Here is a 26,354-nt window from a genome sequence, read left to right on the forward strand (position 1 = left end):
TGGCAAACTTTTAAAAAAAAGCTTGCCAAAGAGCTTAAACTTAGGAACAAATAATTAAAATTTAGATAATTAACGAATGACAATAGCCTGCGTACAACACCGTATAAAATTAATTGCTAGTTCTAGCTTACTTACGAAAGTCCTCGCGGACTTTCTATCTGTGATTTATTTGCTAAATTTAGTGCTTAAAACACGCAACTAATCTTATACAACAACGTTGTAAACAATTATGACAAAAATTCTGCTTCAAATAATATTTCTAATTGTATTTTGTATTTCAGGCTATTCACAAAAGTCTGAAATGAGTAATGCTTTTAAAAATAAAGAATTTGAAAAAGTTATTAAATTAGGAAAACAAATAGTTGAATCTGAACCAAATGATTTTGATGGACTTTTAGGAATTGGAAAAGCATATAATATTTTAAATGAATTTAAGAATGCTATTCCGTATTTAGAAAAGGCAGTTAATTGTTCCGAAAATGATTGGCAATTTGCTTGGTCGAATATTGAGTTAATGGAATCTAATTTTGCCATTGGAAATATAGAAAAAGCTAAAGAATTCTATAAAAAATCGTTAGAATATAAAGGAACGAAAAACTCAAATAAGAAGTTAAAAGGTTTAGCTTTATTGTTTGGATTTGACAAAGTTTACGAAAATTGGAAAACATTAGAAACTGATAATATTACTTTTCATTTTCAAAATGGAACATCAATCATTGACAAAGAAAATTACATTAAAGAAAGAGAAAATGCTTTTCTAAATATTAATATTCTTTTCTCTTCATATTTACCTAAAAAAATTGATTTTTTTGTTTGGAAATCAAACGAGGAAGCCGTTAAAACTTTAAACAAATCTTTAGGTTTTACAAATCCAAAATATTGTATTTCTCATAATAGAGATAACCAAACTAAAGGACACGAAATAGCTCACAACATTTCCTTTTGGATAGAAAAAACAAACATCAGAAACAGATTAATTAATGAAGGAATTGGAGTTTATTTTGACCAAACAGGAACGGATAGGTTAAAAAAGGCTAAAAAAGTACTTGAAAATAAAAGAATAGATATTAAGGAACTTTGGATAAATGGAAATAATTATTCCGAAAAAATATTTTATCCTGTTGCTGGAGCATTTGTAGAAAATCTAGTTTTGATTAATCAGAAAAAATTTATTGAATTATGCAAAAATCAAACTTACGAGAATGCTGAATTAATTTATGGCAAAGAATTGAAAGAAATAATATCTGAATTTAATAAAAAACTGAACAAATAACTGTTTACAACAACGTGTATAATTAATGGCTAGTTCTCGCCTACTTACGAAAATCCTTACAGATTTTCTAATCGGTTTTTATTTGCTAAATTAGTTGCTTAAACCACGGGTAACCATTAAAAAAATGAACAGAACCTTAATCATATTATTTCTTTTAATTTACAACTTCTCGTTTGGACAAAAACCGAATGTAACAAGTAAACAATTATCTCAACAGGAAATTGATGCTATTTTTACAGAGCGTATTAAAAAACAATTAAAAATAGAGCATTCAATTTACAGAGTATACGAGTATACTGACAAAATTGGAAAATACTTTATGGTAATGACTCAAAATAAAATTGAGTGCCAACAACGCGAAAAATGTTTTAATTCTATAAAAGTTTTTTGTTATTTATTTAAAAATAACAATTATAAAATTCAATGGAAAATAAACGATTTCATTGTTCCAAATTCAAACGAATATTCCATTTCTCATTGGACGAAATATTTTAGTATAAATGACTATGACAAAGATGGTATTGCAGACCCAATAATCATTTATGGAACTTTCGGAATGAACGATACAGGAGATGGAAGAATAAAAATAATAATATATTACAAGAACAATAAAGTAGCCATAAGACATCAGAATGGGGTACTTGATGGAGAAAGACACACGCAAGTAGATAAAGAATTTTACCAATTACCAATTGATATTCAAACAAATGTAAAAACAATCATTAAAAACATACATATAAATGGTCACGGAATTTTTCCATACAACTGGGAAAAGGCTATGAAAAACAAAGAATTGGAAATTGATGATAATTAAAAACAATCATAAACACGGTGTATCTTTTACTCCTTCTGCCCTCAATCCTAAAATAAAATATTGAAACGCAAAAAACTCATTGAATAACAATGATTTTAGTACTATTTTTGCGCCCATGGAAAACCAAAAACAAGTAACTAAAAAATTACAGCGTGGCGTTGCAGAAGCTATTCAGCAATTTACAATGATTGCCGAGGGAGATAAAATTATGGTTTGTCTTTCTGGCGGAAAAGACAGTTATGCCATGTTAAACATGTTATTGTATTTCCAAAAGGTAGCGCCTATTTCTTTTGAAATTGTTGCGGTAAATTTAGATCAAAAACAACCTGGTTTTCCGGTAGAAGTACTCCCCACCTATTTACAGAATTTAGGTGTAGCTTATAAAATTATAGAAAAGAATACCTATAAAATTGTCATGGACAAAACGCCAGAAGGTAAAACAACCTGTAGTTTATGTTCTCGTTTGCGTAGAGGAACTTTATATGAAGCCGCTAAAGATTTAGGTTGTAATAAACTGGCTTTAGGTCACCATAGAAATGATATTATAGAAACCTTTTTCTTAAACTTTTTCTTTGCGGGGAAAATGGAAACCATGCCGCCTAAGTTTAAAAACGATGCAGGAGATTTAATTGTACTAAGACCTTTGGCTTTTTGTAAAGAAAGTGATATTGAAGCGTATGCCGACTTTATGGACTTCCCTATTATACCTTGTAACTTGTGTGGTTCTCAAGAAAACTTACAACGTAAAAAGGTAAAACAAATGATTACTGATTGGGAAACCGAATTCCCAAATAGAAATGCCATTATGATGAATGCTTTACAAAACGTATTTCCTTCTCACCTTTTAGATCAAAAATTGTATGATTTTGAGAATTTAGAATCTAAAATACCCGAAACTTCTTTGTTAGAATAACTTAAAAAAAGCAGCAACACGCTAACTTTCAACAAGTAATCATTTTTTACAGTTTAGCTCAAATTATAATTTTAAGTTAAAATAATAAAAATGTTTTTCTATTACTAACCGATTGTTTAGTTTTGTGGTGTAGTTAAAAATAATGGCAAGAAAAAAAGAATATAACGAAAGCGAAGTAGTAGAAAAAGCAATGAAGCTTTTTTGGAGAAAAGGTTATGAAACCACTTCTATGCAAATGCTAGAAAAAGAAATGGGGATTAACAAATTTTCTATTTACGCTAGTTTTGGCAATAAGCACGGTCTTTTTCTTGAAAGTTTAAAATGCTACAAAAGCAAAGTAAGTGTAATTTTAGAGAAATTTAAAAATGCATCCAACGGAGTTGAAGACATTAAACAGTTTTTCTATGACTCTGTAAACGAAAACTTTAAAGAAGATAACCAAAAAGGCTGCTTTGTAACCAATACCTATAATGAATTTTCTGAAAGCGAAGATTTATTGATCAAACAAGAAATGAATGCTTTTATGAATAACTTAAAAACATTGTTTATTGAAAAATTAAAAATGGACGGAACAAGAAACGCCGACACCATACAAAAACAAGCCAATTTTTTACTCTTGGCAAAACATGGTTTGGCTGCTGCAGCTAGAGTAAATACAAAACAAGAAATTGAAGATTATATAGAAATGACTTTTAAAAACATATAAACATTTTTTTTACTCGATAACTAAACGATTGTTTAGTTAAAATTAACATAAATAATAAATTAAAAATAGAAATTATGACTACATTAAAAATTAACAACATAGAAACAGCACCAGAAGAAAGCAAAGCATTATTAGAAGGTTCTCAAAAAGCATACGGAATGATTCCTGGTTTACATGGTGTTTTATCTACATCTCCTCAGGCTTTTGAAGCATACCAAACATTACACGATTTATTTACAAAAACAGCTTTTAATGCAGACGAATTAACGGTAGTTTGGCAAACAATAAACGTAGAACACGCTTGTCATTATTGTGTACCTGCACACACAGGAATTGCAAAAATGATGAAAGTAGATGATGCTATTATAGAAGCATTACGTAACGAAACTCCTTTAGAAAGTGCAAAATTAGAAGCTTTACGTACCTTTACATTAATCATTACACGTAACAGAGGTCATGTATCTCAAGAAGATTTAAATACATTTTATGCTGCTGGTTATACAGAAAGAAGTGTTTTAGATATCATCTTAGGATTATCTCAAAAAGTAATTAGTAATTACACAAATCATATTGCAAATACGCCAGTAGATGCAGCTTTTCAACCATTTGCTTGGGAGAAAAAATAATTCATAAAATAACATTATTATAACTACAAATCTTCCGAATAAAACGGAGATTTGTAGTTATTCATATTAAAAAAAATCTCATTATGATAAAAGTATCCGTAATGTACCCAAACAGTAAAGATGTACAGTTTGATGTAGATTATTATAAAAACAGTCACTTACCAATGATTTCTAAAGCAGTTGGTACTGCCTTAAAAGGTTTAGAGTTAGATTTAGGCATTGCGAGTAGAGTTCCTGGAGAACCGGCTCCTTATGTAGCAATTGCACATTTATTATTTGATGATGTTGCTGCTTTTCAGGCTTCATTTGGTCCGCATGCAAAAGTATTTGCAGACGATGTAAAAAATTACAGTAATGTACAAGGAGAACTTCAAATTAGTGAATTGATAACATTCTAAAAAATGAAAGAAAAATTAAAAATAGATATCGTATCAGACGTTGTTTGTCCTTGGTGTACCATTGGCTATAAACGTTTAGAAAAAGCCATAACAGAACTAGGTATTCAAGACCAAGTAGAAATTGAATGGCAACCTTTTGAATTGAATCCGAATATGCCCGCAGAAGGTCAGAATGTAAATGAACATATCACAGAAAAGTATGGATCTACCAAAGAGCAGCAAGAAGAATCAAAACAAAATATGACTGAAGCTGGAGAGGAACTCGGTTTTAAATTTGATTATTTTGATGAAATGCGTATGGTAAACACCTTTGATGCTCATGTTCTTTTAGAATATGCCAAAGATTTTGGGAAACAAACCGAATTAAAAATGTGTTTAACAACTGCTTTTTTTAGCAACCGTAAAGATGTTTCTAAAAGAGACATTCTAAAACAAGCATTATTAACTGTCGGTTTAAATGCTGATGAAGGAATGGCCAAGTTAGATAATGAAGATGCCAGAAACGAAGTAAGATTCAAACAAAATTATTGGAAAAATTTAGGGGTTAATTCTGTACCAACAATTGTTTTTAACATAAAAAGTGCCGTAACTGGTGCACAACCAGTAGCTACCTTTAAACAAGTACTATCCGAATTAATCAAAGAACACCAAACTGCATAGTTGTTTAGGTAATTTCTTTAAAAATTAAAAACCATGGAAGCAAATAAAGGAGAATTAGACGCATTACTAAACGTAAAACGTAAAGAAGGTGCTACTAAGTTTACCAAAGAGAAAAACAAGATTTACGCAGATGGTATTACCAGTGTAGCCAATTCTGGAGTACTTGAAAACGCCTTAAATGTAGGTGATAAAGCACCAAACTTTACCCTAAAAAATGCGTTAAACAAAGAGGTTTCTTTATACAACGAGCTAGAAAATGGTCCCGTAATTTTAACTTGGTACAGAGGCGGATGGTGCCCTTATTGCAACATTACGCTACACTATTTACAAGAAAAGTTACCCGAATTTACAAAAGCAGGTGCTACACTGATTGCTCTAACTCCAGAGTTACCAGACAACTCATTAGACACTGCGGAAAAAAACAATTTAGAATTCACTGTTTTAAGTGATCTTGATAATGTTATTGGAAAAGAATATGGTGTTGTATTTCAATTAACGGATGAAGTGGCTGATATTTACGAAGCTGGATTCGGTTTAAGCGAAAAAAATGGAAATAATGACAACCAATTGCCTTTGGCAGCAACGTATGTTATCAACACAAACGGAATCATTCAGTATGCTTTTTTAGATGCTGATTATAGACAAAGAGCAGAACCAACAGAAATTATCACTGCATTAGAAAAATTAAAATAAGACCGTTATGAATACATTAAAACCAAAAGTACTATTCTTTGATGTTAACGAAACGCTTTTAGATCTTTCTCCTGTAAAAAAACAAATTGGCATCGCTTTAGGTGGTAGAGAAGATTTACTTTCTTTATGGTTTACAACAATGTTGCAGTATTCTTTAGTGGTTTCCGCAAGCGGACAATACAAACCCTTTACACATATTGGTGCGGCAACGTTACAAATGGTTGCCGCAAACAATGATATTGTAATTTCAGAAGAGGAAGCACGTAAAATTATTGTAGCAGCAATGCAAAATTTACCTGCGCATCCAGAAGTAAAAGAAGCTTTAACCCAATTAAAAAAGGCCGGATACAAATTAGTTGCGTTTACAAATTCTTCTAACGAAGGATTGAAAAATCAATTTAAAAACGCTGGCTTAACGGATTATTTTGATGATTTACTTAGTGTAGAAGATGCTGGTAAGTTTAAACCATTTACCAACACCTATGTTTGGGGAGCTCATAAAATGGGCGTTCAGTTAGATGAATGTATGCTTATTGCAGCACATGGTTGGGATGTTGCTGGTGCTCTTTGGGCGGGTTGGCGCGCTGCTTTTATAAGCAGACCTGGGCAACAACTTTTTCCGTTAGCTCCAAAGACAGAAATTGTAGAAAATAATTTAAAAAAAGTAGCTGAAATTCTAGTGAAATATGCGTAAATTTATATGATGTTAGAGGCTTACTTTTAACTTCTAGAAACTCATGTTTTATATAAAGACACTTGAAAATAACATGAGGAAAATCAATTTTATTACAACAAAAAAATAATAGATTCGTTGTTCTGTTCTGGTATCATTATTATCAAACAATTAAAAGAAATAAAGAAACAGCATTATGAAAAAAGTAATAGCAATTATTATACTTTTAGTAACAAGTATAAGTACTATACATGCGCAAGAATGGCAAACAGATTTTAAACTTGCCAAAGAAATTGCTTCAAAAGAAAAGAAACCGATTATACTGGTTTTTCAAGGATCGGATTGGTGTGCGCCTTGTATTAAATTAGATCACCAAATTTGGGGTACAACTGTTTTTAAAAAGTATGCAAAAGATCATTACGTAATGTTACAAGCAGATTTTCCGAAGAGAAAGAAAAATGCGTTGTCAGACTCACAAACTGCTGCAAATGCTAAATTAGCAGAAACGTACAACAAAAATGGAGTTTTTCCTTTTGTAGTTGTCCTTAATGCTAACGGTAAAGTACTTGGCGAAACAGGTTATAAAAAAATTACCCCAGAAAATTACATCGCAGAATTGAATACTTTTACAAAATAAAGTGAAAACACTACTTACTACTTCCCTACTCCTATTATCCATTGTTTGTACGGCACAAGAATCTTACAAACGAGTCCTTAAATTAATGGGCAGTCGGTTTGATATTACGGTGGTTGCAAACAACACCGCAGAAGCAGACAAATATCTAGATACAGCCATTGCAGAAATTACAAGAATAGAAAAACTTATTTCTTCTTGGGATGCCAATTCACAAACTTTTTCCATCAATAAAAACGCAGGAATCAAACCTGTAAAAGTAGATACAGAACTTTTTAATTTAATTGAAAGAGCAATTCAAATATCTAAACTTACCGATGGTGCTTTTGATATTAGCTATGCCTCTATGGATAAAATTTGGAAATTTGATGGCAGCATGAAAAAAATGCCTTCGCAAAAAACAATTAACGTTTCCGTAGCTAAAGTGGGTTTTCAAAACATTGTTTTAGATAAAGAAAATCATACTGTTTTTTTAAAGCTTAAAGGAATGAAAATTGGTTTTGGAGCAATCGGAAAAGGCTATGCCGCAGATAAAGCAAAAGCACTTCTAATTTCTAAGGGAGTTGTTTCTGGCATTATTAACGCCTCTGGCGATATGAATACTTGGGGAACACAACCTAACGGTAAAGAATGGACGGTAGCCATTACAAACCCTATGAATAAAAATAAAGTATTTGCTTTATTTCCGTTAACAGATAAGGCCGTAGTTACTTCTGGTAATTACGAAAAATACGTCAACTTTAACGGCAAACGATACACACATATTATAGACCCAAGAACAGGGTATCCTTCTAGCGGAATTATTAGCGTAACCGTTTTTGCGCCTAAAGCAGAATTGGCAGACGCACTTGCTACTTCTGTTTTTGTAATGGGAAAAAAAGTGGGTTTAGATCGCATCAATCAATTACCAAAAATAGAATGCATCATCATTGATGATCAGGGAAATATTACAACATCAAAAAATATAGAAATTGATAAATTATGATTAAAAAATGTATATACGCTGCATTGATAACAATTAGTTTTAGTAGTTGTGTAGTGGTAAAAGAATATGAAAAAGTAAATATAAACGACCCAGATATGTTGCTTTCTGATAAGAAATGCGACCGTAATGTTACTACAGCACATTCTTATAGAGAAGCTGCTGTTGGTGCAAATGGAGGTAAAACTGGTGGTGGTTGCGGTTGCAATTAATCACATACTTTTTAAGTAAAATTAAAAATTATCCCGCTTAAAAGCGGATTTTAAGAACAAATTAGTCTCAATCAATTGAAAAAAATAATTCTTTTTATATGTGTGTTTGCTTTTATAAAAATAAATGCACAAACAAAACAAGACGAAGCTAAAGTCTACAAAAAACGTGTCCTAGAAACTACAGAAGTAGATTTCTTAACAAGTTATTACTCTCAAGACGGAAATAACGCTGCTGTAAGTGGTGGTGAAGGTTCAGAATCGTTAACAGATGTTACCGGAACTTTTGTGGTTGCTATGCCTTTAAACGATGACGATGTGCTAACTATAGATGCAGGTATTTCTGCCTATACATCTGCATCTTCTAGTAATATTAATCCTTTTGATGACGGTAAAGCAGATCCGTTTCAGGCATCTTCCGGTGCTTCTAGTGGAGATCTTTGGGCAAACATTACAGGGAGTTACACCCATAGTTCAGACGATAGAAATGATATTTGGTCTACCAAACTTGCCATTTCTTCTGAGTATGATTATTTTTCTGTTGGTGTTGGCGGAAGTTATACCAAACTTTTTAATCAGAAAAACACAGAAGTAAGTGTACATGGTAACGTATACATAGATTCTTGGAAATTATTGTATCCGATAGAATTAAGAAAAGCAAATGGCGGTAAAGGTGATGAAGATCATTTTGATATCAGTAATTATACAATTACAGGGAATACCGACTACGCACCTAATTTTGTTCCTTTAGATGGTACAGCCAGAAACTCATATTCATTCGGTTTTGGATTTTCTCAAATACTGCATAAAAAAGTACAAGGTTCTTTAGCTTTAGATTTTGTAAAACAAAACGGGTTATTATCAACCCCTTTTCAAAGAGTTTATTTTAGTGATGTAGCCGATTCGTTTATAGATAGTTTTCAGCTTGCTGATGATATTGAACGTTTACCAGATTCTAGATTTAAAGTAGCAGCAGGTGGTCGTTTAAATTGGTATTTAAATGAATTTGTTACTCTTAGATCTTTTTATCGTTATTATTCTGATGATTGGGGAATTTCGTCTCACACCGCAAGTTTAGAAGTTCCTATAAAAATTACAGATAAATTTACGTTGTATCCATCATATAGGTATTACAACCAAACAGCTGCAGATTATTTTAAACCTAAAGAGACTGCACTTTCTACAGACGTTTATTATACTTCTGATTACGATTTATCTAAATACACCGCCAATCAATTTGGTTTTGGAGTTTCTTACACCGATATTTTTGCTAAAATGCATATTAGAAACTTTGGTTTAAAAAGTATCGACCTAAAATTTTATCAATATGATAGAGATACATCTTTTAGTTCTAGCATTATTACAGCTGGCTTTAAATTTGTAATGGATTAGTAACTTTATCAGTTTAAAAAAGTGAACCACAGATTTTTTAATTGGGATAAAAAACGGATTTACAGTAATAAAAAAACACCCTTTGCGAAACAATGTTTTGCAAAGGGTGTTTTGTAATTTATAAATATTTGTAGTTTAGTTAATCTCTACAACTTCAAGATCAAAAACAAGATCTTTACCAGCTAAAGGATGATTACCATCAATTACAATACTATCGTCTTTTACTTCTACAACCATTAAATTCATTTCTTGTCCGTCTGGCGATTTAGAAACCAATCCCATACCTACTTGAGGCTCCATATCTTGTGGAAGGTCAGATTTATTAACTTCTTGTATTAATTGCTCGTTTACCTCACCATATGCTTCTTCTTTAGCAATAGTAATGGTTTTCTTTTCACTTACTTTCATGTCGATTAAACCCTTTTCAAATCCAGGTATTAACTTTCCTTCTCCTAAAGTAAACTCAATTGGTTCTTTTCCTTCAGACGTATCAAAAATTTGCCCATCAGTTAATTTACCTGTATAATGTACTTTTACGGTATTGTTCTCTTTTACTTGACTCATACTATATTCTTTAATTTGAAAAATAGCTTTTGCATAATTCTTACACAAAAACTCTTTTAGTTTAAACTTACAGAAAGATTGTCCGCTAAAACCAAGCCAAAAAATAATAAAACACCTAAACAACTCCATTTAAAAGAAAAAAAACACGCTGTGATTGGCTTATAAGAACAAAAACCAACTTAAGTGCCTTATTTTTTTATAATTTTTTATTCCCACAACGTATCCGCAACTTTGTCAGTTTTAAACAGTTTTAAGGTGATATCTATGACAAGTTTGTAAAATACAATATTATATTTTTAAAAATAACATCCTATTTTAAAGTTTTATTTAAACTTTCACCAAAATAATTATTTTCAAGTTGAAAACTTACCTCAATTAATTTGTATATTTATCTTAATAAAATTTTCTCTTTTTACAATACAAATAATGTGAACTTAAAAATAAAATAATTTAGTCTATTCTTTAAAAACACCTTAAGAAAGCTGTTAAATTAACCTTACCTCAACTAAATAATTCTATATTTTTTTTAACTACAAGCCAAACCTAACCAACTGATGATTCCCTTTTTTAAAAGACAATTTATTTTAAATAAAAAAATGGCTTTAATCACTATTTGTTACACTAATATTAACCTCTTATACAGCTAACAAATGAAACTTAATTTTCATTTTTTTATAACTATTATTTTTTGTTTTTCCTTTTTTTTAGGAACGGCTCAAAATAATTTGTTTTTTAAATTAAATACATCAAGAAATAGTAAACAAAATAAAAAAGATACTGTTTATAGTTTTGATTATAAAAAACTGAGCACTGCGTTAAATAATACAAAAGGTTTAAACACGCTTTCAAAAAAAGAAAAAAATATTATTTATTTTCCGAATGCTAATGGTACACTAGAAAGATTTAAAATCACTGAGTTATCTGTTATGCAAAATGCAATGCAAAAAAAATATACTGCTATAAAATCTTATGTAGGTTACGGTATAGATACCCCTTCTAATTATTTAAGATTTAGCCTCTCTCCTAACAAAGGTTTTTCTGGTGTACTTTTAGCAAGTGATCATTCTGTATTTTATCAACCAAATACTCATTTAAAAAATAGTTTTTCTATTCTTCATAGCCCCTCAGATGAAATGTTATTACCTTTTTCATGCAAAACAAGCGTTAAAAACAATAATTTAAAACAAAAAGGCATATTAAAAAAGAATAGTTCTCAAAAAAGAGTTTTCACTCTAGCATTGTCTGTAACTGGTGAATATTCTAGTTTTCATGGTAACTCATTAGCAGATGTAAATGCCGCTTTGGTTGCTAGTTTAACGAATATAAATGCCGTTTTTGAGAGAGATTTTAATGTATCTTTTGTTTTGGCTGAAAATAATGATGCTATTATTTATCTTGATGAAGAAACCGATCCATATTCTGATTTCTCATCCGAGTATGGAGAAGAGTTACAACAAAACCTTGATGAAGTTATAGGCGATTCTAATTACGATTTAGGTCACCTTTTATCTGCTGTAGGCATAGAAGGAAATGCCAATTGCATAGGTTGTATATGTGAAAGTGGTAAAAAAGGAAGCGCATATTCATCTAGCAACACACCTACTGGTTTTTATTTTGATTTTAGTTTGCTTGCACATGAAATAGGTCATCAATTAGGCGCCAACCACACATGGACTGCCGGAGGAAACGAAGGAACTAAAGTACAAGTAGAACCTGGTAGTGGATCTACAATAATGGGATATTCTGGGTTAGGAAAATCATCTAACATTCAATTGGCAAACGATGCTTATTTTCATGGCATATCAATTGAACAAATAAAAAATACGCTAAACAATACTAGTTGTGGTACTACTAACGTATTAAACAACAACTCAAATACAACAAACACAAGAACAGATTTACTTTTACCCATTGGCACTCCTTTTAAATTAAGTGCTTTACCTAATAATCAAAATAAACAAACCTACTGCTGGGAGCAAATAAATGATAATGGTGCAAAAACAGTATATCCAAACCCAGACTTAAAAGACCCAGATGCTGTTTTATTTAGAAGTTATCCGCCAACTACAAATTCTGTTAGGTATTTTCCTAATCTTACAGACCTTAGATTTGGCTTAAATAGTACCCAATGGGAAAAAATACCCAATGTTTCTAGATCTGCAAATTTTAGATTAACAACTAGAGAAAATATTCCTTTAGAAGCAGTAACTACTTTTGATGATATTAAAATTACATTTGATGATGCCTATGGCCCCTTTAAAATTATAAATTTTGCAGAAGATAATATAACAATAGCTAAAGGAAGCTCTCAAACCATTAAATGGCAGGTAAATAACACCAATAAACTATTGGGTGCGGAGCAGTTAAATTTACTACTTTCTACAAATGGTGGTATTTCTTATGATATAGTTATTGCTAAAAACATACCCAACAATGGCGCTTACACTTTTAATATTCCAAATATAACTTCATCTGAATGCCGATTTATGCTAGAGGCTTCTAATAACAATTTCTTTGCCATAAATAAAAAAACCATTGCCATTAATGTAGCTCTTTTTAGTAATTGTACGAATTATGAATCTGAACAAAATTTAGATTTACAGATATTTAATGAAGATCAAATTTTACCTTTTATTGTAACACATACTATAACAGTACCAGAATCAATCATAATATCAGACATTAATATAGGTGTAAATATAGCACACCCTAATATTGGAGATTTAAAAATAACCATTAAAAGCCCAAAGGGTACCGAAATTACACTTAAAACACGTAATAGTTGTTCTATTGAAAAAAACTTAATTACTGTTTTTGATGATGAATCTATTGCTTTTAACTGTTTAAAAAGTGGCTCTAATATTCGTCAAAAATCACTTAACGACGCATTATCAACCTTTAATAATGAAGATGCTAAAGGAGATTGGACTATTGAACTTACCGATATTGGACTTGAAAACTATGCCGTTTTAAATTCTTGGTTTATAGAATTATGTAAAAAAGAAGAGAAAAATGTTATTTTTAAAGATGACGTTTTTAAAGATTTTGTGGTATTTCCAAATCCAAATTCTGGAAATTTTAGTATCAAAGCAAAAGCGCTTCATTCTTATAAGAAACTTAATATAGACCTTTTTAATATTAACGGTCAACTTATTTATTCTAAATACCTACCAGAGGTTACCTTTTTAAATGAAAATATTTCTATATTAAGACTAAAACCGGGAGTGTACTTTTTAAGAATTACAGATTCTAATAACTCCTATTCTAAAAAAATAATAATCAATTAGATTGCTAAAGATAGATATTAAACACACAGTATTTATTCTGCATCACACTATTTATCCAGATTTAAACTAGTTATAATTAGTGATAAAAGAGCTCTTTTTAGTTAAATCTGCCCCATTCTAAAAGTGTATGTTATTTACATTTACTACACTAAAAACAAAATACCTGCCCTATTGTATATTATAGCATAATAACCGTTTTTTATAAAAGCTATTACATAAAAAAACTGCCTGAAAATTAATTTTCAGGCAGTCATTTATTTAATTATAATAAATTATTAATTGTTTCTGAAACCAGAAGTTACACTACGCCATAAAATTTCTGCTTCACCACCTTTACAACGGTAAGCTCCCATACGCAATTTAGCTTGTTTTGCTAAATCTGGTCTTGGAACTTGAAAATTAGCAGTTACTCCATTTATGGTAGCATTAACATAATGAGACATGCTTTGTCCTGGGTTTTGATGAAAACCTGTAGTTACATTAACAGCAAAATCTCTATTTTGTCTTACTCTTGTTATAGGTCCATACAATGTTCTTCCGCCAGCACCCGATCCACCACGAACTGTTATTTGCTCACGGTAAATATCATAATATTGCACACCATTTACCGTAATAGGCTTAGCTACGAACAAGCAAATTGCTGGATCTGGAGATCCACCCCCACCATTATGAGTTCCTTTAGCTTGTATAAAATAAGTTCCGTTACTGTTACCTAAATTACCATTAGTAGAAGTAGATGCTCCATCTCCTGCTTTTTTAATTCGAACAACTCCATTTACACTAACATAGTTTCCACTTCTTACTTTTGTAACTACCCTACTAGCTCTTTCTATTCTTGGTTGTAGTCCATCAGTACTTGTACCTGCTCTTAATCTATAAACACCCCAAGTATATGGTGTACCATTGGTTGTTTGAACATAATTATAAGGGCAAGATCTATCGTCTATTTCTGTATTAACATTCTTGTTAACATCAAAACCACCAGAATAAGTATACTTCATATTCCCAAAACTACAAGCAGAAGTTAAATTATTACTTTCAGGAGCAGAACTTTCATCCTGAATAGCATTCATGTCATCTTCCAATACTTCTTGGTCATTGTTTGAACAAGAAATTGCAACGGCTGACAATGCAACGATTGCCAGTGTTTTTAAAGTCATTAAATTTAATTGTTTTTTCATTTTAATTATAATTTAGGTTAGTTGATAAGAATGATTTGTTCACTATAAACTTTCATTCTTTTTGTAAACATAAAAGGAAATTATTTTACATCTATCCTGAGGTATACCGTACCACCATGTACCAACCTGTTCTGTTCTAAACTGTGTTGATTTACCTTTTTACTTCTAAAAAAACCATTTAAAGCACTAATAAGTATATAATTTAACTACAAAACACTTATTTAATAAATCTACAAATAGAATAACTAGTACTAAAAAAACATAATTATTTTTTTATAAATATTAAAAATAAAAACTTTAATAAAGATTATAATACTAAAAGAAAAACCGTATAATCATAAAACATAGATCCTAATTAAATTTTAAAAACTAGCTAATAATTTTAATTTTCAATAACATCACAAACTTAACTCTGAAAATTTACTCAAAAAAAATGTTTATATTTATTGATAAAACTGATGTTTAAATGATGCACCTATTTGGGGGCAACAATCTAAATAAAAAAACTTTTAATTATAACGCTAATGGTAGCACATTATATAACGTGGTGGAATACAGAAAATTTATTTGATATAAAGACATCTCCAAGAAGACCAGAATGGCTTGCAAAAACTCTAGCTAAAGAATTAAAATATTGGGATAGTACTTTACTTGAGAACAAACTAAACAATCTTGTTTCTATAATGATACAAATGAATCAAGAAAAAGGATCGGATATTTACGGTTTATGTGAGGTTGAAAATCTTTATGTTCTTGAGCAATTATCAAATAAATTAAATCTATTATTACCTCAAAGGGCGTATAAAGTAATTCATCATAGTATGGAAGACAAAAGAGGTATTGATATTGGTGTTATTTTTGATTCTAATAAATATAAAATTAAACAACTAGATGGTGAGAATAAAGTTTTTACATATAGAATAACAAAACGATCTCCAACAAGAGACATCTTACAAGTAGAACTTGAAACTATAAAAGGAAATGATTTGGTTTTATTACTAAACCATTGGGTTTCTAGAATGGCTGGCAAATTTGAATCTGAACCTTACAGAATTATATCTGCAGAAACATTAAGTTACTGGATAATGAGAATTCAACAAGAACTTGGAGACAAAATTCCGATTGTAGTTTTGGGCGATTTTAACGATGAACCTTTTGATAGATCATTAAAAGAATATGCCCTTTCTACCAATAACCTAGAAAAAGTTAAAGCTGGCAGAAACCCATACTTATATAATTTAATGTGGGAATTAGCAGGAAATAGATTAGGTACTTACGTTTATGGTTCTAATTCGAGTATTCTAGATCAAATTTTAGTTTCTAAAGGACTTTTATTTAATAATAGTAATATTACCATTGGAAAAGAAACGGCCAAAATAGAAGTATTTAAAGGAATGGTTAAAGGCAAGTATAAAACGCCTGTAAGGTTTAAACTTTCTGGTAAAAAATACAATCCAAATGGTTATAGCGATCATCTACCTGTTTCTATAAAATTAATAGAAAAATAAGTTTTTATGTATTTGGTTTTATGCACAAATTTATAAAGGAAGAGCTGTTTTTACTTTAGCCAAAAATAAATCTTAGTAGGTTTAAAAAGGCTACTAAGATTTATTAAATGTGTATATAGTGCACTAAAATTAATACCAAGAAAAATCAAAGTCTGAAAAGCTTACTTTAACATCATTTGAAGTTACTTTACCTTCTACATTTCTACAAACATTTTGTGTATAAGACCAAGTTATTGTTAAAGATGGATTTAAATCATCTTCAGTTTCACCTGGTTCAAGTATATGAGTTTCATTTAATTGCTGTTCATCATGACTAAAATTTAAATTTTTAACTATGTCTAACTCAGACTCTATTAAACCTTCTAGTTCACTTGAATTAAACGTTTTATCTATATCAATATCTGCTCCAATTCTAATATAATCTTTATTTAAGAAATATGTATCAGAGACATCTCCACTCTCTTCTTCTTCGCACGTTTCTTCTGACTCATCAATAATATTATCATCTTCATCTACATAAACTTCACGAATTTCACATTCACAATTTGGATGTGGTCTATCTGGTTCTGTATCATATATTTGTCCACTTGCATCTTGACAAGTACCACAACCTTCGCCATCAGGGTTAAATACCCATTTTAAAAAAAAATCCATATCGTTATATTTTATTTCTTTTTGTTAATAATCTTAATTCCGAAAATGTTTTTGAGAGCTTTACAAACTTATTTCCATCCCATTTAAAAGTGTTTTTTAATTGAATATCCTTTGCTTTAAAAAAAGTAGGAAGTACTTTAACTTTGTTGGTATAAATACAATTATCAGTTTGTTTTTGCTGTATCGATCTTAAACCAATATTTCCATTTTTATATAATTTTGTAATATAATATTGGTCATCAATATTAACATCTTCTATGGCTACTTTTAAAGTTTTAAACTGATCTCCAGGGTTTACGGTATTGCTATTTTTTCTGTTTATTTTTCTATCTCCTTTTGTTAGAATAATAGTATTACTAACCTTTCTATTTAATTGAAAATCTTTTGTAAGTAAAACTTGATTAAACCCTTTTACATCTATAAATACTTTATGTTTTCCATATTCTATTCTAGAAATAAAAAATTTACCATTTTTGTCTGTTACTGTTTCTCTATTATTAATATAGATGGCTGCATTAGGTACTGGGTTATTATTTTTATCTTTTAATGTGCCAAAAAATACGGTTGTAAATTTTGTTTCTATAGCTCTTTTTTGAATATTAAAAGCATTTTCTAATGTTAAACTGACTTTTATTAAACCCTTCTTTTTTCCTTGCTCAACAATATCTACCAATTTTTGAGGGCTTCTAGAATACAACTCTGCTAAACCCTGTAAACCAGATTTTTGAAACACTTCTGCTAACTGTTTATCTTTAGTAACCTCTAAAAAAGATGCTTGAGTAATAAATCCTTTCAGTTTTTTTTGAATTTCTACTTTATCTTTAAATCGTTTTTTTAAAGTTGATGGCTTTAATATAATTAAGTCTTCACTTAATGATATCCCTTTTTTTTTAAACATTTTCTCGTAAGAAGAACCTACTCCTTCGATAGTTGAAATAGAATGAATATTATTTTTCATATCATATAAATTTATTTTATTTTTTTTCTTTTAAAGCTATAGGATAGTATTAGTAATTTCTATGACATTTGTCAGGTTTTAAAAAAATAACATATTAATTTACTGATGATTATCTACTTTTTAAAGCCCCATTTTTTTCAAGTAAAAAATATTTAAGCTAAAAAAAAAAACGAATTCTATTGATTCTTATCCGCAACTTTGTTAATTTTTAAGTAATATCTATGACAACTATGTAAAATAAAAAACCTTTATAATCAAAAAAATACAAGATATTAAAGACGATTATATTTCTAAACGAAAACCAACCTAATTTAATTTGTATATTTATCTTCATTTAAAAAAATAGAAAACAGGAATTCCATAGTAAAGTAAACTTAGAAAGATTTTATTATTCCGTTAATGAACTTAAAGAAACAATTTGAAGAACATTCCAAACATATCATATAATAGTAGCACAAACTCTAAAGATTTTGAATTTATTAACCTCTCCAATCTATTTGCAAGAATATTTACCAATTTAGATCATAACCCTGTATTACCACATAGAATAACATTTTTTACATTATTAATTGTAACTAAAGGTTCTGGAAAACATCAAATAGATTTAAAAGATTACAATTTATCTGCTGGTTCTGTTTTAAAAATAGCGAAAGGACAAGTACATGCGTTTCAAAAAAATCCAAAATACGAAGGTTTCTTAATTATATTTACTGAAGATTTTGTGCTAAATTATTTTTCAAAATCTTCTATAAATTTAATTTCTCACTTATATAATTATCATACTACATCACCCATTGCCAATGATAAAGAAGGTAATGATATTTTTTTGAATCAACTTGTAGAAGAACTCACAACCGAAAATAGCTTTGCTAAAAAAAATATTATTGCATCCTTATTAAACATTTACTTATTAAAATTAGAAAGAAAATCTAACACAAGCGAGTTAAAAAATCATAAATTAAAACAATACGATGCTTTTATCAATTTTAAAAATTTGGTAGAATCTGATTACACTAAAACTAGAAACGTAAAAGACTACGCCAATAAATTGCATATTTCTACAAAACTATTAAACCAAACAGTTAGAGATTTTACTTTAAACACTGCCAAATCTTTTATTGACGCATACGTAATTCTAGAAGCAAAACGCGCCATTGTTAGTACAGAAAAAAGTCTAAAAGAAATTGCCTTTGATCTTGGGTTTGATGAAGTAACCAATTTTACCAAGTTTTTTAAAAACAAAATGGGTATTTCTCCTAAAAACTTTAGAAATAAATAATTAGCGTAATTCCCAAATTTACCATTTTTATCATCATTTTGCCAATTAAATAACTTTAGAAATACTTCAATTTTGCAGTATTAATAATCAATATAAAAACAAAATGATGAACTATTCTAAATTAAAATTTCTAGCTGTAATCTTATTATCAATCACAATTTATTCTTGTAGTAATAATGATGATATATCTGACCCTATAACATTAGGTTCTAATGTAACAGTAACCAACACATTTCAATCTACAGCATTTACACAAGGAGCTGAATTAGCAATCGAAGATTTATTTCACCAACCTGCAGGTGCCTTAGCTGCAACATCTAGTATTAGCGAATCGGTAGAATTCCCTTCTTATCTACTAAATTTATATGATATTGATATCGATAAAAACAGTATTACTTTTGAGCTAGTTGCAAAGGCAGATGATGCTACTTACGGCGATTTATTTAGAGTAATGGAAGCCGATACTTATGACAGATACTACTTTACTTTTGAAAACGCACAAGACATAAACGGATTTACATCAAGCAATTCGTCTGTAAACCTAAGAATTGATTCTGATACAGTTTTGGTTGTTGAAATTGGTGAAGGTTATGATTTTAAGCCTGGTCAAAGTTTTACAATCACTTTAAATTAAATAAAGTAAAAATTTTTAATCCACCTCACTCCTGCTGATAATGTTTGCACCAATTATCTGTAGGAGTTTACTTTTTAAAGTATTTATAAAAATTAATAAAAGAAAAAAGCCATACATTACTCTTAACTAAAATTTTAACTGCTAAAAAAACAAAAATCTATTACTAAAGTAACTAGCATAAATAATTAGTTGCAATAAAAACGAGTCTCACTTTTACCATTTTTAATCAGAGATTTACCTACCAATTCATTTTTAGAAATCTCACCTTTGCAGTACATTAATTCTATTTAAAATTTAATCGTATGAAAATAGGAGTTACATCCGTTAGTGGACAATTAGGAATGTCTATCGCAAAACACCTCATTAAAGAAATAGGAAAAGAAAATGTAATTGGAATAGCACGTACTCCAGAAAAAGTAGCCCATTTAGGCATTGAAATTAGAAAAGGAGATTATAATAATCGTAACCATTTTGATGCTGCATTGCAAGGTGTAACTACCTTACTTTTAGTTTCTGGAATGGACGAACCCCAAAAAAGAATTGAACAACACAAAAATGTTATTGAGGCAGCAAAAGCAAATGGTGTAAAAAAAATAGTGTATACAAGTATTGTTGGCGATGCAGAAAAAAACGCATTCAGCCCAATTGTACAAAGCAATAGACAAACAGAACTAGATGTGCAAAACGCTGGATTAGATTGGGTAATTGGTAGAAACGGAATTTACATAGAACCAGATTTAGAATACATAGACACCTATGTTAAAGAAGGAGAAATAAGAAATTGTGCTGGGGATGGAAAATGTACCTATACTAGTAGAGGTGAATTAGGATATGCTTACACAAAAATGCTTTTAGAATCTAAACACAACGGACAGGTTTACAATTTAGTAGGCACACCTATTACCCAAACACAATTAGCAGATTACATAAACCAAGTATATGGTACAAAACTTATTTACAACGGAGTTTCTGTTGATGAATATGCAACCGAAAGAAAAAAAGAATTAGGCGATTTCTTAGGAACTGTTATTGCTGGTATTTATGAAGGTATTCGTAACGGTGCTAATAACATACCTTCTGATTTTGAAAAAGCTACAGGAAGACCACATAAAACTCCTTTAGAAATAATAGAAGCTATAGAGAGTAAATAAAATAGCTCTAAAAAGCTAAACACAAAATTTAATGTCCCCCAATTTTCAAAAATAAAGCTCAAATAGTATATTTGAGCTTTATTTTTTTATACCAACTTCTCTCCTACTTTATAAAATCTACTTATAAATCAGAATAAAAAGGTCTTTTTGATTGCTGCTTTTTTCACTCAAAAAAGGTATTTTAGCTCTATGTATTTTACTTGTGATATCTACTTATAAATTCCATCTAAAAACTGGAATTTACACGGATGCTATAGACTAGAAAAGTTAAAAATTGAAAAGAAAATGAAAATACTACACACTGCCGATTGGCATTTAGGACATCGACTGCACGAACAATCTCAATTTGAAGAACAATCTTTATTTTTAAATTGGATTGAAACTTACATTATTGAGCAAAAAATTGATGTACTTTTAATTTCTGGCGATGTTTTTGACACCGGTTCTCCATCCAACCAAAGTTTAGAAATGTATTACAGTTTTTTAGTAAAACTTAACGGTACCACATGTAAATCGATAATTATTACCGGCGGAAACCATGATTCTCCGGGAACCTTAAATGCCCCAAAACATATTTTAAATGCACTTTCTATTAAGGTAGTTGGTAAAGCAACGGAACATATAGAAGATGAAGTTTTTGAAATTGAAATCAATAACGAAAAAGTAATTATTGCAGCTGTACCTTATTTACGAGATGGAGATATTAGACGTGCAGTTGCTGGCGAAACTTTTGATGAATTAACCGATAAGTACAAAACAGCATTAATTAACCATTACAATTCCGCAGCAAAACAATGTGAAACCATAAATAAAAGTAATGCCCCTGTAATTGCCATGGGACATTTATTTGCAACAGGTGGTTCTATTAGTGATAGCGAACAAAATATTTATGTTGGAACCTTAGGACATATTGGTGCCCAAGATTTCCCTACGTATTTTGATTATGTGGCTTTAGGTCATTTACACAGGCCTCAAATAATTGGTAATAATGATAAGATACGGTATTCTGGATCACCCAATATTTTAAGTTTTAGTGAGTTAAAATATGATAAAAAAATAATTGTTTTAACAATAGAAAACAATAAAATTAGTTCGATTGAAGATGCTATAATTCCGCATTTTAGAAACTTTTATAAACTAGAAGGAACCATTGATGCATGTATAGCTCAATTTACAACAATAACAGATAACGAATACAATTTAACACCTTGGGTAGAAATTGCACTTAAAGAAGCACATACCGTAAATACAGACGATTTAAAAAATGCTGCAGAACAATATCCTTTTGAAATTTTAAAAATTGCTTTAAAAAAACAACGAAACACCAAAGGTATTGAAGAATTGTTAGCAGAAACAAAATCGATAAAAGAACTCTTGCCAATGGAAGTTTTTGAATTAAAGTGTGAAGAAATGGGATATGATTTAAAAAATAACCCAGAAGTTAAAGATGCTTTTAATGAAATTTTACAATCCGTTAAAAACCAATAAGGCAGCTTCCTATGAAAATTTTAAAGATAGAATTACAAAATATAAATTCATTAAAATCAGACGCTCCCACTGTTATTGATTTTGAAAGTGAACAATTTAAAGATGTTGGTTTGTATGCAATTACAGGCTCTACTGGTGCAGGAAAAACAACTATTTTAGATGCCATAACTATTGCTTTGTATCATAATGTGCCACGTTTTAATGGTACAAAAGGAACTTTATTAGACGTTGTAAGCCATGGTGCCAATGATGCATTTAGTAGAATTACGTTTCAAAATGACCTAACTGTTTACGAAACCTTTTGGGGAATACGAATTGCCGATAAAAAAGGAAAAAAATACAAAAATGCTAAAGAAGAAGTTAGTTTAAAAAACTTAACTACAGATACTATTTTAGCAACTCAAAAAAGAGACTTAATTGCAAACATCATTCAGGTTACACAATTAGATTACAATCAGTTTTTACGGTCTGTAATGTTGGCACAAGGTGAATTTGCTTCTTTTTTAACTGCCAAAGGACCTGAAAAAGGACGTTTATTAGAACAGATTACGGGCGAGCAGATTTATAAAAAAATTGGGCAAGGTATTTTAGATCGAAAATCGAAAGAAGAAAAAAAATTAGTAGAAATTCAATCTAAAATTAATGCAGATGATGTATTAACGGAAGAGGCTAAAGCAGAATTATTACAAAAAGACAAAGATTTAGATGCAGATATTATTAAGATTGATGCCGAAATAAAAACGACTCAAGAAATTGTAGAATGGTATGTTAAATATCAGAAAATCCTTACGGAAACAGCACAACTAGAATTAGAATCTAAAGACATTAACTTATTAATTGAAAAGCATAAAGCAGAATTAAGCTTATTAGATTTAAACGAAAAAGCGGCACCTTTTAAAGAAGTTCTTCAGAATTTAAAGAGAACAACCTTAGAAGCTTCAGAAAAATCGAAACAATTAGAAGCTTTAGAAAATCAATTAAAAACATTAAAACCAGAAATTGAAAAATTAACGCTACTTACTGCTAAAGATACGGAAGCGTTACATACTGCCGACAAAGATTTTGCTAATTGGTTGCCTAAGTTTGATAAAATTACAAACCTAGATAGTAAAATTAAAAATGAAGTTGATAACAAACAAAAGATTGAACTAGATTTAGAAAAACAAACCAAAGAAATTGAGCTTTTAAATACAGAAGAAATTCAGTTAAATAAGGTTTTAGCTACTACAACATCTGCAATTAAAGTTGATGAAACTTATGTTTTAGAAAATAAATTTTTAAAAGAAGTAGATTTAGAAATATCAAATTGGACCAGTGAAATTGCTTCTTTAAAGAATAAAAAAGAAACCTTAAAAGACGCTGCTGCTTTTGTAATTCTTAAAAAGGAAGAAATTGAAAAAACTAAAAATAGATTAAACGAAGGCAATAAAATTCTTGAAGCTAAAAATATTGAATTCAAAAAAACAGAAAAAGAGCTTACAGAGATTACTTTAGAATTAACTAAAAATAATTTATCTAATTTATTAGCCGAAAAAACAAAATTAGCTGCTAAAGAAACTAATTGGAAACAGTTTAAACAATTTTCTGAGCAAATAATTAAATTAAAAAAAGAACAAACCAACTTAGTAGAAAATAAAAAAACATTTTCTATTAAAACAGAAGAAAATAAAAAGCAAATTACTGCTATAAATAAAGAAATTGAAACACAAGAAAAAGCAGTTTCTGATGCCGATAAAATTTTAAATTTAGAAAAAAGTATTTCTAAATATGAAAGTGATCGTAAAAATTTAATTGAGGGAGAACCTTGTGGCTTATGTGGTTCTACAGTACATCCTTTTACAGAACATTTGGTTTCTATTGGTGTTTCTAAATCTGAACTAGAATTGCAACAAAGAAAGGAAAAGCTTCAATTATTTAATCTCTCTAAAACCGAATTAGAAAAAAATGAAGTTGCCTTAAAGACTGAGATAAACACTTTAATTAAGAGAGATGCTATTATAAATGAAGAATTAAAAGTACTCCAATTAAATGCCAATCAATTAGAGCTTAATTGTGATTTAACAAATTCTACAAAAATTGAAACGGAGTTTAAAAACATAACCGAACAAATTTTAGCTTTAGATAAACGCCTAAAAACAGCGCAAGAATTACAGGAAGTTAAAAACAAATTAGAAGAAAATCTAAAAAAACAAAGTCAATATTTAAATCAAATTCAAACGGGTGTTGCCACGCTTACTGAAAAGAATAAAAATGCAACTACAGAAATTGAAGAAAAGAATAAACTAATTGAGCAATTAAAGGCAACTGTTATTCAACTAGAAACTAGTTTAAAAACAAAACTGACAAAGTTTAATTTGGAATTACCTTCTATAGAAAACAGCCATTCATTTATAGAAAACTTAAAAGGTTCTATTCTTAAATTCAATAAAAAAGAGAAAAATTTAGAGCAATTAAGAGCAAATATAAAACTAACCAACTCTAAGTTAGAAAACACTAAAAAACAACAAGAAACACTACTTAAAACTCAAAAAGAGCACTTCACATCAATTAAAAATTCTAACACTAAAATTGATTTACTAAAAAAAGAACGTGTAGCAATTTTACCTATAGCAATTTCTGTAGAAAACAAACGAGCACAATTACAAACCGTTAGAAATGGTTTATCTAAAAAAGTTGAAGCATCAAAAAAACAACAGCAGGAACTTTTAGATTTAAAAAATAAGCAAGAAGCTTTAAAATTAGAAAATAGTAAAGCACAAGAGATTTTAAAAGAAAAATTAAAAACGATAGGAACAACTTTTAATTCTCAGTTAAAAAACAGTGATTTCTCTTTAAAAGAAGATGTTGAAAAAGCATTATTAACAGAAGAACAACAAGCAGAATATATTAAAAACAAAAAATTAATTGAAGATAAACAACTTCGTTTAAAAACATTACAAGAGGCTAATTTAAAAGAAAAATCAGCCTTAATTACATCTAAAAAGTTTGAAACTACCGAAGCAGAAAGTAAATTAACATTAACTGCTTTAAAAACTAAAAACAGTAACGTATTAACTGAAAAAGGTAAAATAGTAGAAGCTTTTAGAAAAGACAAAGAAATTAGAGATAGAAATCAAGAGGTCTATAAAAAGATTGAGGCACAAGCAGAAATTTGTAAAGTTTGGAAAGAACTATTTGTTATTATCGGTAACTCTAAAGATGCGTTTAATGTATATGTACAACGGTTAACTTTAAAACATTTATTAGACCTTGCCAATGTGCATTTGTACAAATTAAACAAGCGATATTCTTTAAAAATGGAAGATAATTACAAACCCAAAGAAGAGCTTAATTTTAATTTAATAGATCATTATCAAACAGATCAAGCAAGATTGGTAGATACTTCTAGTGGTGGAGAAAAGTTTATCATTAGTTTGGCTTTGGCTTTAGGTTTATCTGATTTAGCAAGTAAAAATGTAAAAATAGATTCTCTTTTTATTGATGAAGGTTTTGGTACTTTAGATAGCAATACGCTAGAAACCGTAATTTCTACCCTAGAAACGTTACAATCGCAAGGTAAAATAATAGGAATTATCTCTCACGTAGAAAACTTAAAAGAACGTATACCTACTCAGATTCAAATAACAAAAAAGAATAACGGAGTTAGTGTGGTTGCTATATTGTAGAATATTATTTTA

The 26,354-nt window shown here is 29.5% G+C and carries 24 protein-coding genes; 20 read left to right on the forward strand and 4 right to left on the reverse strand.

Features of this window, described 5'->3' with window-relative positions; genetic code table 11:
- Nucleotides 1–301 precede the first annotated feature (301 nt).
- From WG951_RS03430 to WG951_RS03490, 13 genes are all read left to right on the forward strand, one after another.
- The gene (locus WG951_RS03430) at nucleotides 302–1,273 is read left to right on the forward strand and encodes a tetratricopeptide repeat protein (RefSeq protein ID WP_105048804.1); all 972 of its coding nucleotides are present in this window, start codon (nucleotides 302–304) and stop codon (nucleotides 1,271–1,273) included.
- A 124-nt stretch (nucleotides 1,274–1,397) separates the two neighbouring features.
- A complete protein-coding gene (locus tag WG951_RS03435; RefSeq protein WP_105048805.1) occupies nucleotides 1,398–2,087 on the forward strand; it encodes a M949_RS01915 family surface polysaccharide biosynthesis protein in 690 nt (229 codons plus the stop codon).
- Nucleotides 2,088–2,202: 115 nt separating this feature from the next.
- The gene (gene ttcA, locus WG951_RS03440) at nucleotides 2,203–3,000 is read left to right on the forward strand and encodes a tRNA 2-thiocytidine(32) synthetase TtcA (protein ID WP_105048806.1); all 798 of its coding nucleotides are present in this window, start codon (nucleotides 2,203–2,205) and stop codon (nucleotides 2,998–3,000) included.
- A 142-nt stretch (nucleotides 3,001–3,142) separates the two neighbouring features.
- Nucleotides 3,143–3,706, forward strand: coding sequence for a TetR/AcrR family transcriptional regulator (locus WG951_RS03445; RefSeq protein ID WP_105048807.1), 564 nt, complete (start codon nucleotides 3,143–3,145; stop codon nucleotides 3,704–3,706).
- Between the two features lie 74 nt (nucleotides 3,707–3,780).
- Complete coding sequence (locus tag WG951_RS03450) at nucleotides 3,781–4,332, forward strand: carboxymuconolactone decarboxylase family protein (protein WP_105048808.1); 552 nt, start codon at nucleotides 3,781–3,783, stop codon at nucleotides 4,330–4,332.
- Between the two features lie 83 nt (nucleotides 4,333–4,415).
- A complete protein-coding gene (locus WG951_RS03455; RefSeq protein WP_105048809.1) occupies nucleotides 4,416–4,730 on the forward strand; it encodes an EthD family reductase in 315 nt (104 codons plus the stop codon).
- A gap of 3 nt (nucleotides 4,731–4,733) precedes the next feature.
- Nucleotides 4,734–5,390 (forward strand): DsbA family oxidoreductase, encoded by a 657-nt coding sequence (locus WG951_RS03460; protein WP_105048810.1) that lies wholly within the window; start codon nucleotides 4,734–4,736, stop codon nucleotides 5,388–5,390.
- Nucleotides 5,391–5,423: 33 nt separating this feature from the next.
- Nucleotides 5,424–6,083, forward strand: a complete 660-nt coding sequence (locus WG951_RS03465; RefSeq protein WP_105048811.1) for a peroxiredoxin-like family protein — start codon at nucleotides 5,424–5,426, stop codon at nucleotides 6,081–6,083.
- Nucleotides 6,084–6,090: 7 nt separating this feature from the next.
- Nucleotides 6,091–6,777, forward strand: coding sequence for a haloacid dehalogenase type II (locus tag WG951_RS03470; protein ID WP_105048812.1), 687 nt, complete (start codon nucleotides 6,091–6,093; stop codon nucleotides 6,775–6,777).
- A gap of 175 nt (nucleotides 6,778–6,952) precedes the next feature.
- On the forward strand, nucleotides 6,953–7,393 hold the full coding sequence (locus WG951_RS03475) for a thioredoxin family protein (RefSeq protein ID WP_105048813.1): 441 nt from the start codon (nucleotides 6,953–6,955) through the stop codon (nucleotides 7,391–7,393).
- Between the two features lies 1 nt (nucleotide 7,394).
- Nucleotides 7,395–8,375, forward strand: coding sequence for an FAD:protein FMN transferase (locus tag WG951_RS03480; RefSeq protein ID WP_245893501.1), 981 nt, complete (start codon nucleotides 7,395–7,397; stop codon nucleotides 8,373–8,375).
- Nucleotides 8,372–8,584 (forward strand): DUF4266 domain-containing protein, encoded by a 213-nt coding sequence (locus WG951_RS03485; protein ID WP_105048815.1) that lies wholly within the window; start codon nucleotides 8,372–8,374, stop codon nucleotides 8,582–8,584. Before WG951_RS03480 ends, WG951_RS03485 begins: the two co-directional genes overlap by 4 nt.
- Nucleotides 8,585–8,659: 75 nt before the next feature.
- A complete protein-coding gene (locus WG951_RS03490) occupies nucleotides 8,660–9,973 on the forward strand; it encodes a DUF3570 domain-containing protein (protein ID WP_394365379.1) in 1,314 nt (437 codons plus the stop codon).
- A gap of 135 nt (nucleotides 9,974–10,108) precedes the next feature.
- Here the strand turns inward: WG951_RS03490 and WG951_RS03495 are convergent, their stop codons facing one another.
- On the reverse strand, nucleotides 10,109–10,537 hold the full coding sequence (locus WG951_RS03495) for an FKBP-type peptidyl-prolyl cis-trans isomerase (protein ID WP_105049379.1): 429 nt from the start codon (nucleotides 10,535–10,537) through the stop codon (nucleotides 10,109–10,111).
- Nucleotides 10,538–11,262: 725 nt separating this feature from the next.
- Here WG951_RS03495 and WG951_RS03500 point away from each other — a divergent pair.
- Nucleotides 11,263–13,824, forward strand: a complete 2,562-nt coding sequence (locus WG951_RS03500) for a reprolysin-like metallopeptidase (RefSeq protein ID WP_211296708.1) — start codon at nucleotides 11,263–11,265, stop codon at nucleotides 13,822–13,824.
- A gap of 275 nt (nucleotides 13,825–14,099) precedes the next feature.
- On the opposite strand, the gene WG951_RS03505 is transcribed toward WG951_RS03500, so the two are convergent.
- A complete protein-coding gene (locus WG951_RS03505; RefSeq protein ID WP_105048817.1) occupies nucleotides 14,100–15,005 on the reverse strand; it encodes a hypothetical protein in 906 nt (301 codons plus the stop codon).
- A gap of 524 nt (nucleotides 15,006–15,529) precedes the next feature.
- Here WG951_RS03505 and WG951_RS03510 point away from each other — a divergent pair.
- Nucleotides 15,530–16,513, forward strand: a complete 984-nt coding sequence (locus WG951_RS03510; protein WP_105048818.1) for an endonuclease/exonuclease/phosphatase family protein — start codon at nucleotides 15,530–15,532, stop codon at nucleotides 16,511–16,513.
- Between the two features lie 129 nt (nucleotides 16,514–16,642).
- Here the strand turns inward: WG951_RS03510 and WG951_RS03515 are convergent, their stop codons facing one another.
- Entirely contained in the window at nucleotides 16,643–17,167 is a 525-nt protein-coding gene (locus WG951_RS03515) for a hypothetical protein (protein ID WP_105048819.1), read from the reverse strand.
- A gap of 4 nt (nucleotides 17,168–17,171) precedes the next feature.
- The gene (locus WG951_RS03520; RefSeq protein ID WP_105048820.1) at nucleotides 17,172–18,125 is read right to left on the reverse strand and encodes a carboxypeptidase-like regulatory domain-containing protein; all 954 of its coding nucleotides are present in this window, start codon (nucleotides 18,123–18,125) and stop codon (nucleotides 17,172–17,174) included.
- 418 nt (nucleotides 18,126–18,543) lie between these two features.
- Here WG951_RS03520 and WG951_RS03525 point away from each other — a divergent pair, with 418 nt between their 5' ends.
- The 5 genes from WG951_RS03525 to WG951_RS03545 all read left to right on the forward strand — a co-directional run bounded on the left by WG951_RS03525 (nucleotide 18,544) and on the right by WG951_RS03545 (nucleotide 26,342).
- Nucleotides 18,544–19,404, forward strand: coding sequence for a helix-turn-helix domain-containing protein (locus WG951_RS03525; RefSeq protein ID WP_105048821.1), 861 nt, complete (start codon nucleotides 18,544–18,546; stop codon nucleotides 19,402–19,404).
- Between the two features lie 103 nt (nucleotides 19,405–19,507).
- Nucleotides 19,508–20,038 (forward strand): hypothetical protein, encoded by a 531-nt coding sequence (locus tag WG951_RS03530; RefSeq protein WP_146105262.1) that lies wholly within the window; start codon nucleotides 19,508–19,510, stop codon nucleotides 20,036–20,038.
- Between the two features lie 302 nt (nucleotides 20,039–20,340).
- Entirely contained in the window at nucleotides 20,341–21,189 is an 849-nt protein-coding gene (locus tag WG951_RS03535) for an SDR family oxidoreductase (protein ID WP_105048823.1), read from the forward strand.
- 285 nt (nucleotides 21,190–21,474) lie between these two features.
- On the forward strand, nucleotides 21,475–22,677 hold the full coding sequence (sbcD, locus tag WG951_RS03540; RefSeq protein WP_105048824.1) for an exonuclease subunit SbcD: 1,203 nt from the start codon (nucleotides 21,475–21,477) through the stop codon (nucleotides 22,675–22,677).
- Between the two features lie 11 nt (nucleotides 22,678–22,688).
- Complete coding sequence (locus WG951_RS03545; protein ID WP_105048825.1) at nucleotides 22,689–26,342, forward strand: AAA family ATPase; 3,654 nt, start codon at nucleotides 22,689–22,691, stop codon at nucleotides 26,340–26,342.
- Nucleotides 26,343–26,354: the final 12 nt, after the last annotated feature.

It is taken from the genome of Polaribacter butkevichii (genome assembly GCF_038024105.1).
GTDB lineage: Bacteria > Bacteroidota > Bacteroidia > Flavobacteriales > Flavobacteriaceae > Polaribacter > Polaribacter butkevichii.